Source organism: Photobacterium swingsii (assembly GCF_024346715.1).
In the GTDB taxonomy this organism is placed as follows: domain Bacteria; phylum Pseudomonadota; class Gammaproteobacteria; order Enterobacterales; family Vibrionaceae; genus Photobacterium; species Photobacterium swingsii.
The window spans coordinates 738,437-752,122 of the sequence record NZ_AP024852.1 but is presented as its reverse complement, the minus strand read 5'-3'; the positions used below and the strand labels follow the sequence as shown (position 1 = coordinate 752,122).

The 13,686-nt window shown below is 45.7% G+C and carries 12 protein-coding genes; 7 read left to right on the top strand and 5 right to left on the bottom strand.

Annotated features, from left to right (window positions below; genetic code table 11):
• The first annotated feature begins 3 nt into the window (after positions 1-3).
• The 3 genes from arsC (at position 4) to OCU77_RS03665 (ending at position 1,444) form a co-directional block, all read left to right on the top strand.
• Positions 4-354, top strand: coding sequence for an arsenate reductase (glutaredoxin) (arsC, locus tag OCU77_RS03675; protein WP_048900715.1), 351 nt, complete (start codon positions 4-6; stop codon positions 352-354).
• A complete protein-coding gene (gene wrbA / locus OCU77_RS03670; protein WP_048900714.1) occupies positions 354-932 on the top strand; it encodes an NAD(P)H:quinone oxidoreductase in 579 nt (192 codons plus the stop codon). The genes arsC and wrbA overlap by 1 nt, the downstream gene beginning before the upstream one ends.
• Positions 933-1,018: 86 nt before the next feature.
• The gene (locus tag OCU77_RS03665) at positions 1,019-1,444 is read left to right on the top strand and encodes a DUF2069 domain-containing protein (protein WP_048900713.1); all 426 of its coding nucleotides are present in this window, start codon (positions 1,019-1,021) and stop codon (positions 1,442-1,444) included.
• 93 nt (positions 1,445-1,537) lie between these two features.
• Here the strand turns inward: OCU77_RS03665 and OCU77_RS03660 are convergent, their stop codons facing one another.
• Complete coding sequence (locus OCU77_RS03660) at positions 1,538-2,797, bottom strand: DUF2066 domain-containing protein (protein WP_239686079.1); 1,260 nt, start codon at positions 2,795-2,797, stop codon at positions 1,538-1,540.
• Positions 2,798-3,125: 328 nt separating this feature from the next.
• Between OCU77_RS03660 and OCU77_RS03655 the strand changes: the two genes are divergently transcribed.
• Positions 3,126-4,376: a uracil-xanthine permease family protein gene (locus tag OCU77_RS03655; protein ID WP_107302312.1), complete on the top strand. Its 1,251-nt coding sequence runs from the start codon at positions 3,126-3,128 to the stop codon at positions 4,374-4,376.
• A gap of 135 nt (positions 4,377-4,511) precedes the next feature.
• On the opposite strand, the gene upp is transcribed toward OCU77_RS03655, so the two are convergent.
• Positions 4,512-5,138 carry a uracil phosphoribosyltransferase gene (upp, locus tag OCU77_RS03650; RefSeq protein WP_048900712.1) on the bottom strand — a complete coding sequence of 209 codons (627 nt, stop codon included), beginning with the start codon at positions 5,136-5,138 and terminating at the stop codon, positions 4,512-4,514.
• A gap of 434 nt (positions 5,139-5,572) precedes the next feature.
• Here upp and purM point away from each other — a divergent pair, with 434 nt between their 5' ends.
• Together purM and purN are read left to right on the top strand one after the other, a co-directional pair.
• Complete coding sequence (purM, locus tag OCU77_RS03645; RefSeq protein WP_048900711.1) at positions 5,573-6,613, top strand: phosphoribosylformylglycinamidine cyclo-ligase; 1,041 nt, start codon at positions 5,573-5,575, stop codon at positions 6,611-6,613.
• Positions 6,614-6,625: 12 nt separating this feature from the next.
• The gene (purN, locus tag OCU77_RS03640) at positions 6,626-7,270 is read left to right on the top strand and encodes a phosphoribosylglycinamide formyltransferase (protein ID WP_048900710.1); all 645 of its coding nucleotides are present in this window, start codon (positions 6,626-6,628) and stop codon (positions 7,268-7,270) included.
• Positions 7,271-7,376: 106 nt separating this feature from the next.
• Here the strand turns inward: purN and OCU77_RS03635 are convergent, their stop codons facing one another.
• The 3 genes from OCU77_RS03635 to dauA form a co-directional block, all read right to left on the bottom strand.
• On the bottom strand, positions 7,377-8,162 hold the full coding sequence (locus tag OCU77_RS03635) for a class II glutamine amidotransferase (protein ID WP_048900709.1): 786 nt from the start codon (positions 8,160-8,162) through the stop codon (positions 7,377-7,379).
• Positions 8,163-8,255: 93 nt separating this feature from the next.
• Positions 8,256-8,837 carry a D-sedoheptulose 7-phosphate isomerase gene (gene lpcA / locus OCU77_RS03630; protein ID WP_048900708.1) on the bottom strand — a complete coding sequence of 194 codons (582 nt, stop codon included), beginning with the start codon at positions 8,835-8,837 and terminating at the stop codon, positions 8,256-8,258.
• Positions 8,838-8,900: 63 nt separating this feature from the next.
• On the bottom strand, positions 8,901-10,625 hold the full coding sequence (gene dauA, locus OCU77_RS03625) for a C4-dicarboxylic acid transporter DauA (protein WP_048900707.1): 1,725 nt from the start codon (positions 10,623-10,625) through the stop codon (positions 8,901-8,903).
• A gap of 486 nt (positions 10,626-11,111) precedes the next feature.
• Between dauA and fadE the strand changes: the two genes are divergently transcribed.
• Positions 11,112-13,565, top strand: coding sequence for an acyl-CoA dehydrogenase FadE (gene fadE / locus OCU77_RS03620; protein WP_107302311.1), 2,454 nt, complete (start codon positions 11,112-11,114; stop codon positions 13,563-13,565).
• Positions 13,566-13,686: the final 121 nt, after the last annotated feature.

The window sequence follows — 13,686 nt, the reverse complement described above, 5'->3', positions numbered from 1 at the left end:
AATATGTCTATCTCAATCTACCACAACCCTCGCTGTTCAAAGAGCCGTGAAACATTAGCGCTACTTGAAGAGAAAGGCATTACCCCAACTATCATCAAATATTTGGAGCAAACGCCAACCGCAGCAGAACTTGAAGTCATCCTAAAACAACTAGGCTTTGATTCTGCCCGTCAAATGATGCGCACCAAAGAGGCTATTTATAAAGAGTTAGCCTTGGGTGATGCCAGCGTGACTGAAGCCCAGCTTTTTACTGCCATGACAGAAAATCCTAAATTGATTGAGCGCCCAATTGTTGTCAATGGCAATAAAGCGGCCCTTGGTCGCCCACCAGAGCAAGTATTGGATATTCTTTAATGCATTCTATATTGGTGCTGTATTACAGCCGTCATGGCAACACGCGACAGCTAGCGCGTCAGATAGCCCGTGGCATCGAGCAAGTCGATGACTGTGAAGCGGTGTTAAGAACAGTGCCAGACATTAATGAACAAGGGCTGCAAACGCAGCCCCCTCTTGATGGTGATCCTTGGGTTAGCCAACAAGACCTACAGACATGTTGTGGGTTGGCATTAGGTAGCCCAGTGCGTTTCGGTAATATGGCAGCACCGCTCAAACACTTTATTGATTCCACCAGCGCCCAATGGCTATCAGGTACCCTAATAGGGAAACCTGCGAGTCTCTTTACGTCATCATCGTCAATGCATGGCGGTCAAGAGACCACCTTGCAATCCATGATGTTGCCATTACTTCATCACGGCATGCTCGTCCTTGGTATTCCGTATTCGGAACCGCAACTGCACACCACAGAGCATGGTGGTACACCCTATGGCGCTTCTCACTTGAACCTGGGGGCTGGATTACATCAAGATGAAATGTCATTGGCACAAGCGTTAGGCAAACGTCTGGCACAAACGGCGAAGAAACTCGCGGAATAAGTACGTGGTGAGCTCAGTCAATATACCGACTTCACAAGCGACTTTAGCAACAAAACGGATCATCGAGATTAACAAGGAAGGTGTTCATGATCGCAATGCAACCCTTAACTCAAAACCTACGTTACTTTGCGCTAACCAGCAACCTGAGCTTATTGCTATGGGTGGCGCTATGGCAAGGTGTCATTTCGCCACACCCTCATCTTAATAACATCGTTATTATGATTATGTGGGTATTCCCGCTGCTATTGCCATTAAAGGGAATACTAGAAGCGAAACCTTATACCCATGCATGGGCAAATTTCATTTTGATGTTTTATTTTCTGCATGCACTGACCATTCTATGGGTGGAACCTGCAGAGCGCTGGCTCGCCGCCGTTGAGCTTGTGATTACATCTTGTGCCTTTGTTGGCAATATCATTTTTGCTCGCCAACGCGGCCGAGAGCTAGGCACAAAACTGCCGCGCCTGTCGCAAGTTGAAAAAGAAGAGCGAGCAAGGCATCAAGACAAGTAACATCTACATCCACACAAAATAAAACGGCTGCATCATAAATGCAGCCGTTTCTTTTAAAGGTTCTCTAATTCAATACACGTGCAGCACTAATGATTATGGCTGCCAATAAAACTGATTGTCTGCCGATACGCTTGATGGCACCACCTCAGAGCGTGTTGGCAGAGCGATATCGCTTTGCGCAGGTATGACCGCTGCTGGCGAATTTGTACCATCACCCACAATCACAGTATTGGTAGTGACATCTTCATTTGAACGCGTCACATCTAGATTGTCGCTGCTTCCACTTGCATCCATATCATTACCAGCCAAAGCCTGACCTGTGTAACTCCCCTCAGAAACCTGACTAATACGACGATCTAACAAAAGTTCGCGTTTGAAGGCCTCTTCTGTTGTCAGTAAGTTCACACCAAATAACACCTGATCAGCATGTAGACGCTGTACATCCACCGACGCAACAGAGCTCAAGCTTGTTAGCATACGTTCAAGCGTGAAAAAGTCTTCTGTTGTCTGAATGTTAGCAACACTAATGCTAAATAAACCTCGGCTTTCTCCGCCAAGCTGCACTGCGTATTTTGCCGCGAGTTGATCCGCAATTTGATTAACCATATCACGAGTAGCAGCGACTAACTCTCCGCTTACCTGGCCTTCCTTTGGCACCACTTGTGATGCAACTAAACGATCGGCCGACTGCTCAAAAAGCTGCCAAGATAATGAAACATTACTACCATCTTCACGAGCACGAACAATCAAAATGGCTTCAGGGTTATAACGCAAACTTGCATTGGCAACAGGTTCTACGAAACCACCCCATAAATCAGGCACGCTCACTGCGGTAATATCTTCAAAATCACCAATAGGCATTAAGATAGGCACACCACGTTGATTCGCCGCAGCATTCATTTCTGTTTGCAGCGGGTTGCTCGATTGATCCCACACAATTTCACGTTCACGGTTATTTTCTTTCACTAACCACACCAACACAGCTGGGCGCTGATCGCTCCATAACGTTGCGTTAGCTTGAGTTAATAAATTATGAACTTGCACGCGATCGAACGTCATGTCTAAAGTCTGCTGACCATTCAGTGAGCCAACACCGAATTGGCTGATGTATTGGCTAGAATTCGTTAGTGCCTTACGAATGACCTCATTGTCGACGACTTTACTTTGACCAGACACCTTCACCAGCACCTGCTCTAAGCCTTGCTGACGAGCGGTTTGTTCCGATTGCTTATCAGTGTCAGGAAGTACAACCTGAGCCTGATACAAGTTATTCACTGTGGCAGCATTCAAAGGCAACGCCAATAACGCCAACATAAAAAAAGCAAAACGCAGCATAGAAAACTCATTCATCATCTAGATATGTTCCGATCATAAGGTGATTTGCCTATCAGCAGCAACCTCTTAGCCCCGATATCGTGACAGATTTTAGTCAATCTTCATGTTTTTATACCTTTACGTCTTAATAACAGGCTTCTATAGGAAAAAAGTACGCTATCACCACAAAACCAAAGTGAAATATTGCATCGCTTACAGGAATTAGTGATACCTCGTACAAAAGGGATTAATCCACATCAGTGATAGAAAAAACTCTATTTCAAAGCATAGGTAATCGTTTGCTGCTGTGATAGGATTGCGCGATTTTATTTTTAGAAAACCAAATTTAGACAAGGTGGGTGAAAAAATGATGCAGGTACTCCAAGGCGCACAAATGTTATTTGTCGCATTCGGTGCATTAGTGCTGGTTCCGTTACTGACTGGCCTCGACCCCAATGTCGCCCTATTTGGTGCGGGTATAGGTACCCTTCTTTTCCAAGTGATCACCAAACGCTCTGTTCCTATCTTCCTCGCTTCATCTTTCGCTTTTATTGCTCCTATTATGTACGGCATCCAAACTTGGGGTGTGGCTAGCACCATGGGTGGCCTTATGATGGCGGGTATCGTATACGTCTTGATGGGCGCGGTGATTAAGGTACGCGGTGTAGGTATCATCCATAAATTGCTACCTCCTGTTGTCGTTGGCCCTGTGATCATGGTGATAGGTTTAGGCCTAGCACCTGCTGCAGTCAACATGGCGGTGGGTAAAAGTGGAGACGGCGGTATTCAACTGGTAAACGGTGACGCTGCCATTTGGATTTCAGCAGCTTCTCTATTAACCACGATTGCATTCAGTGTTTTCGCAAAAGGCTTCTTTAAGCTAGTACCTATCATGGCGGGTGTCGTGGCTGGTTATTGTGTGAGCCTAGGGTTTGGTGTTGTCGACTTCACACCTGTTACACAGGCAAGTTGGTTAGCGATGCCTAACTTCACTTTCCCTGAGTTCAATATCAATGCCGTGCTATTTATGATCCCTGTTGCGATTGCACCTGCGGTAGAGCACGTCGGGGATATGCTGGCCATTTCAAACGTTACTGGTAAAGACTACCTGAAAAAGCCGGGCCTACACCGCACAATGGCAGGCGACGGAATCGCAACCATTGCAGCATCTATGTTTGGCGCGCCACCAAATACTACATACTCAGAAGTTACGGGCGCAGTAATGCTAACCAAAGCCTTTAACCCTATCATCATGACATGGGCAGCCGTAACGGCACTGGTACTGGCGTTTGTGGGTAAACTTGGCGCAGTACTACAAACTATCCCCGTTCCTGTAATGGGCGGCATCATGATTCTACTGTTTGGTTCAATTGCTACCGTCGGCTTAAACACACTGATTAAAAACCAAGTTGATCTTCATAAAGCACGTAACCTAGTGATTGTGGCCGTCACCTTAGTATTTGGTATTGGCGGTATGGCTTTTGGTATCGGCGAATTCAGCCTTCAAGGTGTAAGTTTGTGCGGTATTGTCGCTATCTTGCTTAACCTTGTGTTACCCAACGATCTCGGTGAATCACACGTTGTTGATAATGCACAAATTGATAGCATTGAAAAATAACTGCTATTAACAAGCATAAAAACGGCAACCAAGATGGTTGCCGTTTTTTATCTAAGCCAAACTAATCGCTTAAATGACAAGATCAAAAAAGCCGAACCTAAGTTCGGCTTTTCATTATTTATAAATCAATTCGGCTTATTTAGTACCGAAGATTTTATCACCTGCATCACCAAGACCTGGAACGATGTAACCTTTATCGTTTAGCTTCTCATCGATTGCAGCGGTGTAAAGTTCAACATCAGGGTGCGCTTTTTCTAGTGCAGCAATACCTTCAGGCGCAGCAACAAGTACTAGTACTTTGAATGATTTACAGCCTTTCTCTTTAAGAAGATCCAGTGTTGCAATCATAGAACCGCCAGTTGCCAGCATAGGGTCAACAACCAGTGCGATACGCTCATCAATGTTAGATGCTAGTTTGTTGAAGTAAGGTACTGGCTCTAGTGTTTCTTCGTCACGGTAGATACCAACAACACTGATACGTGCGCTTGGCATGTGCTCAAGTACGCCATCCATCATGCCTAGACCAGCACGAAGAATTGGCACTACTGTTACTTTTTTACCTTTCAGTTGATCGATTTCTGCTGGACCATTCCAACCATCAATCGTCACTTTTTCCGTTTCGAAGTCTGCCGTTGCTTCATAAGTCAGCAAGCTACCAACTTCCGTCGCTAATTCACGGAAACGCTTAGTGCTGATATCACCTTCACGCATAAGGCCAATCTTATGTTTTACTAGCGGGTGTTTAACCTCAACGACTTTCATCTGTGACTCCTAACAGCAAAAAAATATAAAATCGAGCTATTGTACACGATACCCTTATAAATTTTAGCGACTCATTCACTTAAATACGCTTTTTTTGCGTGTTTGTTGCTTCTTTAAGCAAACGTTTGTCTGAATCTGTTTTTTCTCTCGATAAATCCGGCTTAAACCATAACCCATCATTCAATCCAAGCAATCGACCCCGCCATTTATCCACCCAGTTATTCGCATCGCGTTGTTTACCACCAGCCTAAATGGTCGAAAAAGCGAGTACTATTACGGAAAATGGCCAAACAAAAAATATTGACGCAAACGTTTCCCTTTCCGCCACGACTGCTGTTATCATACCCACGGTTTCTACTTCAGCAGCATTAAATAATCGCCTAATCAGTACGATTATTTAATGTGTTTGGTGTACATACCGTGAGGAAACTCTTGTGAGCGGCAATAATTCTTCTCTTAGTTACAAAGATGCTGGTGTTGATATCGATGCGGGTAATGCATTGGTTGATCGTATTAAAGGTGTGGTTAAGCGCACTCGTCGTCCTGAAGTCATGGGCGGCATTGGTGGTTTTGGTGCTTTATGCTCACTACCAACCAAGTATAAAGAGCCAGTATTGGTATCAGGCACCGATGGCGTAGGAACAAAACTACGTTTGGCGATGGATCTGAAACAACACGATACCATTGGTATCGACCTTGTTGCTATGTGTGTGAACGACCTTATCGTTCAAGGCGCAGAGCCGCTATTCTTCCTTGATTACTATGCGACAGGCAAACTCGATATCGATACAGCAGCGGCTGTTGTTGCGGGTATCGGTGAAGGCTGTGTGCAATCAGGTTGTTCTTTGATCGGTGGTGAAACGGCAGAAATGCCAGGCATGTACCACGGTGAAGATTACGACGTTGCGGGTTTCTGTGTCGGTGTTGCTGAAAAATCAGAAGTTATCGATGGTACAAAAGTAAAAGCTGGCGATGCGCTAATCGCAGTTGGCTCAAGTGGCCCACACTCAAACGGTTACTCGTTAATCCGTAAAATCATCGAAGTTTCAAATGCGGACCTAAACGAAGAACTTGAAGGCAAGTCATTAGCAGAACACCTGCTAACACCGACTAAGATTTACGTTAAGTCGACCCTGAAAATGATGGAAAGCTGCGATGTTCACGCGATTTCTCACATTACAGGTGGTGGCTTCTGGGAAAATATCCCGCGCGTATTACCTGAAGGAACAAAAGCCGTTGTTGACGGTTCAAGCTGGCAGTGGCCATCAATCTTCAACTGGCTACAACAGGCTGGTAACGTTGAAACTTACGAAATGTACCGTACTTTCAACTGTGGCGTTGGCTTAGTTATCGCACTCCCTCAAGAGCAAGCAGCACAAGCAATCGAAATTCTAAAAGCAGAAGGCGAGAATGCTTGGTTGCTAGGTGAAATTGCCAATGTAGGCGCTGGCGAAGAGCAAGTTGAAATCAAGTAAGGCAGTACGGCAATGAAAAATATCGTTGTTCTGATCTCAGGAAATGGCTCGAACCTTCAAGCAATCTTAGATGCTTGTGACAATGGCGCGATTGCAAATGCAAAAGTCGCCGCTGTACTATCTAACAAAGCAGATGCCTATGGTTTAGAGCGAGCTCGACAAGCAAAGGTCGATGCTTTACACCTCTCTGCCGCTGACTTTAGCGATAGAGAAACCTTTGATAAGGCGATGATTGATAAAATCGATGCCTATCAGCCTGACCTCATTATACTTGCTGGCTTTATGCGGATCCTAAGTGGCGATTTTGTTCGCCACTATCAAGGTAAGATGATTAACATTCATCCCTCGCTACTGCCTAAATACCCAGGGCTTCACACACATCAGCGTGCATTAGATGCCGGTGATGCTGAACACGGTACCAGTGTGCACTTCGTGACTGAAGAGCTCGACGGTGGCCCGGTAATTTTACAAGCTAAAGTGCCTATTTTTGCTGATGATAAGGTAGAAAACATTTTCTCTCGTGTCCAAGAGCAAGAGCACCGTATCTATCCGCTGGTCGCAAACTGGTTAATCAATGGCCGGCTTGCCATGATTAATGGACAAGCCGTGTTAGATGGTAATATTTTAGCGTCGCATGGTTACGCCACCGACGATTAAATTTGCTGAAACCATAAATAATAAAAAACGCAGCCAATGCAAATTGACTGCGTTTTTTTATAAATCGTGAAAAGCGAACTCGACCTTAAGCCTTTGCTTAATGGCTTTATTGCGATGACACTTGGTGAAAGATTTGCTCACCGAAGTGGAAAACATTCATCTCGCCTGCCGCCATTTTGTGCCAATTTTCATCATTGGTCAGCGGCTGGGTCGCAACAACAGTCACGACATCATTCGGTGTTGTTTCTTGATTGAAGTCGATAGTCACATCTTCATCAATCAATGATGCTTGACCAAACGGTGCTCGGCGGGTGATCCAATGCAAATTATTAGTGCAATATGTCACCACATCGTCACCATCACTCAGTAGCATGTTATACACGCCAAGCTGACGCAGTTCATCACAGCACTGTGCCATGAAACTATACAGTTCATCAGAATCCGTTGGGCGCTTAGGGAATTTCGCCTCAAGTTGATTCAGTAACCAACAAAAAGCCATTTCACTATCTGTATCGCCCACAGGCTGAAAACGCCCTGTCGCGAGCGATTGGTAACCTGTCAATTGACCATTGTGAGCAAAAGTCCAATATCGTCCCCACAGCTCACGGGTAAATGGATGAGTATTCTCTAAACAGACACCACCACGGTTCGCCTGACGAATATGGCTGACCACAGCACAGCTCTTTATCGGGTATTCCTGCACTAACTCAGCGATACGCGATTTACAGCTTGGGTTAGGATCTTTAAAGGTACGAAAGCCTTTCCCTTCGTAAAAGGTAATCCCCCAGCCATCACGATGTGGGCCGGTATTTCCCCCTCGTTGCATCAAGCCAGTAAAGCTGAAGCAAATATCGGTTGGCACATTGGCGCTCATGCCAAGCAATTCACACATATTCCTTTATGCCCTTTCTTAAAAGCTAAGCTTAATTGTATTTTACATAAGGTTAGTTGTACTTGCTCAGCCAACTAACCTCAAGTAAAAGGGCTATTCAGCGGCCATTTCCTTTTCAACAAGCATGATCAAGATGTGAATGATCTTAATGTGTACTTCTTGAATACGGTCAGCAAAGCCAAAGTGTGGAACGCGAATTTCAACATCCGCAAGGCCAGCCATTTTACCGCCATCCTTACCTGTTAATGCAATCACTTTCATGCCTTTCGCATGTGCCGCTTCAATCGCTTTTAAGATGTTACCTGAGTTGCCTGATGTTGATAAACCAAACAACACATCACCCGTTGAGCCAACAGCTTCTAGGTAACGTGAAAATACGTGGTCATAGCCAAAATCGTTACTTACACACGACAGATGACTTGGATCGGAAATCGCGATACCAGGGTAACCAGGGCGGTTTTCACGGTATCGACCCGTCAATTCTTCTGCGAAGTGCATAGCATCACAGTGAGAGCCACCATTACCACATGACAATACTTTACCGCCCTGCTTGAAAGACTCAGCCAGTAATTTAGCAGCCGCTTCAATATCGGCCATGTTTTTGTCATCACTTAGAAAGCGGTTTAATACGTCAGCAGCTTCGGTTAGCTCTGCACGAATAAGATCTTGGTACATAGGCTATTCTCTTATTATTCGTTAATGCGCGCTGAAAAAAGGGCGATTTATCGCCCCTTACAATTACGCGCCAGTACCAGCAGTGTACAAAGAAACAGTCGCAGGTGTCGACTCCTGAACCGAGACATTGTCAGCGTTTTGCGCTAATTGCTGACGTAATGCTGCAACATCCGCCACTAGCGCAATATTTTCACCCATCAACACACCGGCATTGGTCAGTTTTACTGCCACATGTGGGGCGACACCGTAAAGGTACACGGGATAATCACGGATACGGTCTACCGCATTTTCCAAAGCATGTATCGCCGTAATATCTATGGTTGTTACATCGGTAAAATCCAGTACCACAGCGCGTGTATTGCTGAGCGTGTTATCGATCACAGCGAAGGCTTTTTCACTGGCGGCAAAAAATAACGGGCCATTAATATCATAAACCACCACATCGTCACCTAATTCTAGGTGTTGATGAGATTGGCTGACTGAAACCGTTGTCAAACTCGCAATGCGTTGAATGAACAGTACACCCGCAAGCAATAAGCCCACGACGACGGCAACCACCATATCGAACACTACAGTTAAGCTGAAGCAGGTCAACAAAACCGCAACGTCACGGCGTGGGGCAACTTTGAGTGTATGAACAAAATGCGGCGCTTCAGACATATTCCAAGCAACCATAATCAGCAAGCCCGCCAAAGCACTCATCGGTACGTAAGACAAAGCCGGCGCCAACACTATCATGGCCGCTAGCACAAATAACGCATGCACTATCGCTGACAATGGTGAGAAACCACCAGCACGAATATTGGTTGCGGTACGTGCAATAGCAGCAGTGGCTGGAATACCACCAAAGAATGGTACTACCATGTTTGCTAAACCTTGCCCCACTAGCTCGGCATTCGGGTTATGCTTTTTACCTGTCATACCATCGGCTACGACAGCACAAAGTAAAGACTCAATACAGCCTAACATCGCAATAGTGAAAGCCGCTGGTAACAAATCCATGACCAAGGCCCAGTTCATGCCATCATCACCCCAAGGCAAAATAAACTGAGGTAAGACTTGTGGGATACCTTGACCAATTAGGTCACCAATTTGATATTGGAATTTTTCACCCAATAAGCCGACATGCGATCCTGTCATGTTATTCACAAATAAAGCGATAACAGTACCGGTTAGCAAAGCTACAACATGCGGTGGAATACGGGTTTTCAACTTAGCCCAACCAATGAAGATCGCAATAGTCGCTATACCTACCGCAGCATCCGCACCATTAACCGTAGGCAGCGCATGTGCATACGCCATCACCTTTTCAGGAAAATGAACAGGATTAGTGGCAACCTGTAAACCCAACAAGTCTTTCAGCTGCAAAAACGCAATCACAAGGCCAATACCCGCTGTGAATCCCGTGGTCACAGGGTAAGGTACATACGCCACTAACTGACCAAGGCGTAATACCCCCATCACAACCAAAATCATGCCTGACATTAACGTCGCCAGCATCAAGCCAGATAAGCCGTACTGCTGAGTGATCGGTAATAAAATAACGACAAACGCCGCTGTGGGACCCGTAATATTAAAACGAGAACCACCAAATAAAGCAGCCAGTAAACCAGCGACAATAACCGTATATAGACCATGCTGCGGCGGAACGCCCACAGCAATCGCTAGAGCCATACCCAATGGAATAGCTACAACACCTACGGTAATACCCGCAATTAAATCAGCACGAATTTTGGAGAAAGAAAAGCCTTCCTCCCACGCTTGTCGCAAAGCATGAAATAACAACACAACGAGCTCCTGCTATTAAGCAAAGATTCAACAGAAATAGCTGTCAACCCGAGAGAGGGATTCCGGCGGGCATGTGTCAGTCGGAGTTCGGGTAAGGCAACAAATATAGATGGATATTGTCACTGAGGATGAGCAGTTAACCGACAATTCATCACACTTAAGCAAGGAAGTATGATGGGTGGCTTAATAACAAACGGCTCAGGAACGTGAGCAACATCACAAGATATGCGTATGTTAGACCTATTTACTTTTTTAGCAAGGTCAAAAATGCATCTTACTGATCTTAGTCAACCCCAGTCATAGCAAGGGCTTCACGGCGTCTGGTTATGTAACTGTTCACTTTCAGAGCAGAAAAGTATTTTACATTTCATTAAAAAAGCACTTACAATTATCACAAGTGGTAAGACCTCTTACCTAGCATAAAACGTACCTACAACGACACACATAATTAAAAAATTAGTCGCACCAAGATTAAGGAGAATCACCATGGTCACTTTTGTGTACCTGCTCGGTCTGATCGGTTTAATCGGGTTACTCGCCTACCATCGCGCGAACCTACGTACTTTTACGCTCGCTATTGCAGCGGGTCTCGCTATTGGCACTGCGCTCAATGTCACGGGGCAGTTTAGCTGGCTAGCTTTCTTAGTCTTGGCTATCCCTTTAAATATTCCATCGGTGCGCAAACAGCTACTCAGTAAACCCGCTTTAGGCATGTTTAAAAAAGTGATGCCGGAAATGTCACGCACTGAAAAGGAAGCCATTGATGCCGGCACTGTGTGGTGGGAAGCTGACTTGTTCCGCGGTGCACCTGACTGGAACAAAATGCATGATATTCCCGCGCCACGCTTAAGTGCAGAGGAAAAAGCTTTTCTTGACGGCCCTGTCAATGAAGTGTGTCGCATGACCAACGACTACCAGATCACCCATGAACTCGCAGATTTACCCCCTGAAATTTGGCAATATTTAAAAGATCACAAATTCTTCGCCATGATCATCAAGAAAGAATACGGTGGTTTAGATTTCTCTGCTTATGCGCAATCTCTTGTCCTGCAAAAACTGACCGGTGTCTCGGGGGTACTATCGTCAACCGTCGGTGTGCCTAACTCTTTAGGCCCAGGTGAGTTGCTGCAACACTACGGTACGGAAGAACAGAAAAATCACTACTTACCTCGCCTTGCAGAAGGCAAAGAAATTCCTTGTTTCGCACTGACCAGTCCTGAAGCGGGATCTGATGCAGGATCTATCCCTGATTTTGGTATCGTCAAGAAAGGCATGTGGCAAGGTGAAGAAGTACTAGGGATGGAGCTAACGTGGAACAAGCGTTACATCACACTGGCTCCTGTCGCGACTGTGCTTGGTCTCGCTTTCAAACTCTTCGATCCTGATCACCACCTCGGTGATGAAGAAGAGCTAGGTATCACCTGTGCGCTTATTCCAACCGATATTCACGGGGTAAAAATCGGTCGCCGCCACTTCCCGCTCAATGTGCCGTTCCAAAATGGACCAACTCAAGGTGAAAAAGTCTTTGTGCCTATTAGCTTTATTATTGGTGGGCAAGAGATGGCCGGTCAAGGCTGGCGTATGTTAGTGGAATGTTTATCGGTCGGGCGTGGTATCACCTTACCGTCAAACGCCACTGGCGGTTTAAAAACGGCTGCACTCGCTACAGGGGCGTATGCTCGTATCCGTCGCCAATTCAAATTACCTATTGGTAAAATGGAAGGTATTGAAGAACCATTAGCACGTATTGCTGGTAATACTTATGTTATGGATGCCGCGAGTAGCCTAACGGTTGCTGGGATCGATCTTGGTGAAAAACCCTCGGTGATTTCCGCTATCGTCAAATACCACTGTACCCATCGCAGCCAACAGAGCGTGATCGATGCAATGGATATCGCGGGTGGTAAAGGCATTTGTATGGGACCAAGTAACTTCCTCGCGCGGGGTTACCAGGGGGCACCAATTGCCGTTACGGTAGAAGGCGCAAACATTCTCACTCGATCCATGATCATCTTTGGACAAGGTGCTATTCGCTGCCATCCTTATGTGCTGGCGGAAATGAATGCGGCCTATAATGATAATGAAGAACAGGCTCTCAACGAGTTTGATAACTCACTGTTTGGCCATGTTGGCTTCGTGATCAGTAATGTTGTGCGTTCTTTCTGGTTTGGTTTAACGGATGGTCGCGGTTCAAGCGCACCACGCAAAGATCAAACAACCCGCTATTATCAACAGCTCAACCGCTATAGTGCCAATCTTGCGCTACTTGCCGATATTTCTATGGTTGTCTTAGGCGGTTCACTGAAACGTAAAGAGCGTCTATCTGCACGATTAGGCGATGTACTGAGTCAACTCTACCTAGCGTCTGCCACACTGAAACGCTTTAGTGAGGAAGGTGAGAAAAAAGATGACCTACCGTTAGTTCACTGGGGAATGCAAGATGCATTACACCAAACAGAACAAGCCTTAGACCAGTTTTTACGTAACTTTCCGAATCGCCCTGTCGCAGGCTTATTGCGTATTGTCCTTTTCCCTACGGGGCTTGGACGTCAAAAGCCAACCGATAAATTAGACCATAAAGTCGCTCGTATTTTACAAACACCGTGTGAAAGTCGTAGCCGCTTAGGTCGTGGTCAATTCTTCGAAGCTGTCGAAAACAATGCAGTGGGTATGATGGAGAAAACCTTGAAAGACATCTTGGCTGCTGAGCCTATCTACGATCGCGTCTGCCAAGCTGCAGGAAAAAAATACCCATTTATGCAGCTAGATAAATTAGCGGATACAGGCTTAAGCCTCAATGCAATCAATGAGCAAGAAGCCGAGCTATTACGTAACGCTGAAATCGGGCGACTCCGTACTATTAACGTCGACGATTTTGACCCGCAAGAACTCGCAGCAGCACCATTGCAAGCCGATAAACCTATGGGCAATGCCGCATAATAACTCGTCATCTCTCTAAACAGAGATAGAAACTGGATCAAAAAAGGGAAGCTGCGGCTTCCCTTCTTGTACTTGGCGACTTAAAGCAATAAGTCAGACCTGTATTACGTACTTTCTATTA